This is a genomic window from Streptomyces sp. SID14436 (assembly GCF_010548465.1).
GTDB lineage: Bacteria > Actinomycetota > Actinomycetes > Streptomycetales > Streptomycetaceae > Streptomyces.
The window spans coordinates 1-2,135 of the sequence record NZ_JAAGMD010000697.1; the positions used below are offsets into that span (position 1 = coordinate 1).

The following is a 2,135-nucleotide window of genomic DNA, read 5'->3' on the forward strand; positions in this document are numbered from 1 at the left end:
CGGAGCGGCCGTGGGCGCCCCGGGTGCGGGTGCGGGCTCGGGTGTGGTCGCGGGCCCCGCCGCAAGGACGGTGGCAGCCCCGGACGGAGCTGCCACCGCGTGCACGGTCGCGGACCCGATCGCACCAACGGTCGCGGGTCCGGGCGGAGTTACGGCTGCGGGCGCGGTCACCAGTCCCACCGCAAGGACGATGGCGGCCCCGGACGGACCTGCGACCACCGCGGTCGCGGGTCCGGCTGCAGCCCCGGACTCACTGGCGACCGCGGGCACGGCTGCAGCCCCGGTCTCACTGGCGACCGCGGGCACGGTCGCCGGCCCGGCCGCACCAACAGGCGCGGGCCCGCGGGGAGTTACGGCCGCGAGCGCGGTCGCCAGTCCCACCGCAAGGACGATGGCAGCCCCGGACGGACCTGCGACCACCGCGGTCGCGGGTCCGGGTGCAGCCCCGGACAGAGATGCGACCGCGGGCACGGCTGCAGCCCCGGACAGACTGGCGACCGCGGGCACGGTCGCCGACCCGGCCGCACCAACAGGCGCGGGCCCGGAAGGAGTTACGGCCGCGAGCGCGGTCGCCAGCTCCACCTCAAGCAAGTTCGCCGCCCCCAGCGGACCCGTGACCGCAGGCGCCGTCGCCGCCCCCGCCCCGAGCCCGGTCGCGCCCCCGCAAGAAACCGTGACCAGGACGGCCACCGCCGCCCACACGGCCGCCGCCTCCGCGCAGAACCCTCCACCCACCCCTCCCCCGCAGCCCGCCCGCCGGTCCGGCGGGAGCCTGCCCCGGGGTTTCCTCGGCCGGGCCGCGCTGGTGACGGGTGTGCTGTCGGTGGCCGGGGCGCTGCTGGGGCTGGTGCGGGACCAGGCGCTGGCGCGGTTGTTCGGGGCCGGGAGCGAGACCGACGCGTTTCTGGTGGCGTGGACCGTCCCGGAGTTCGGGGCGACGCTGCTGATCGAGGACGGGCTGGCCATCGCGCTGATCCCGGCGTTCAGCCTGGCGCTCGCCCGCCGGGCCCGGGGGGACTCCGGCGAGGACCCGGTACGCGAGCTGGTGGCCGTGACGCTGCCCCGCCTGTCGCTGGCCTTCGTCGCGGTCGGCGCGCTGCTCGTGGCCGCCGCCCCGCTGGTCGTGGCGGTGCTCGCGCCCGGTCTGTCCGACCCCGCCCTCGCCGTGGACTGCACGCGGCTCACCGCGACCTGCGTGCTGAGCTTCGGTCTCGCCGGGTACTGCAGCGCGGCCCTGCGCGCGCACCACCGCTACCTCGCTCCGGCGGCCGTCTACGTGGCGTACAACACCGGCATCATCGTGGTGATGCTCGCCCTCGGCGAGCGGTGGGGCGTGCGGGCGGCGGCCGTCGGGGTGGCGGTGGGCGGCTGCCTGATGGTGGCGGTGCAACTGCCGGATCTGGTACGCCAATTGCGCAAGGGCGTGACGCGGGCCGCCGGGGCGGTCGCGGGGGGTGCCGGGCCCTCGATGGGGCTGGGGCTGCTGCTCGCGGTCCTGCTGTTCGCGCTGTGCCGCCAGTCCCAGGTCCTGGTGGAGCGCTTCCTCGGCTCGTCGCTGCCCGCCGGTGCGATCTCGCACCTGAACTACGCCCAGAAGGTGGCCCAGGTCCCCATGACCTGGTCGCTCATGCTGGTCACGGTCACCTTCCCGGTGGTCGCCCGGGCGCTGGCCGACGGGGACACGGAGCGGGCGCGGGTGCGGGTGGAGCGCGATCTGGCGCTGGCCGCGGCCGTGGTGCTGCTGGGGACCGCCACCGTCGTCGCGTGCGCCCCGCAGATCGTCGGACTGCTCTTCCAGCGCGGGGCGTTCACCACCACCGACACCGCGGCCACGGCGGGCGTGCTGCGGGTGTACGCGCTCGGGCTGCTCGCACAGACCCTGGTCGGCGCGCTGATCCGCTCGTACTTCTCGGCGGGCCGGGCCACCTGGTACCCGCTCGGTGCGATGGCCGTCGGGCTGGCGGTCACCGCCGGGGCCGGTGCCTGGGCGGTGGGCCCGTGGGGGGTGGCCGGGATCGCCGCCGCCAACGCCGCCGGGATCACCGTCACCGCGGCGCTGCTGCTGCGGGGTCTCGGGCCGCGGGGCATCCCGGTGCACACCCGCCGGGTCGTGGTCCGGCTCGTCCGGCCGGTGG

The 2,135-nt window shown here is 77.0% G+C and carries 1 protein-coding gene; it reads left to right on the forward strand.

Going from position 1 to position 2,135, the window contains the following annotated elements; genetic code table 11:
- Positions 1 to 673: 673 nt before the first annotated feature.
- Positions 674 to 2,135 (forward strand): lipid II flippase MurJ (locus tag G3I53_RS24980; RefSeq protein WP_343240684.1); only part of this gene is annotated, 1,462 nt, incomplete at its 3' end.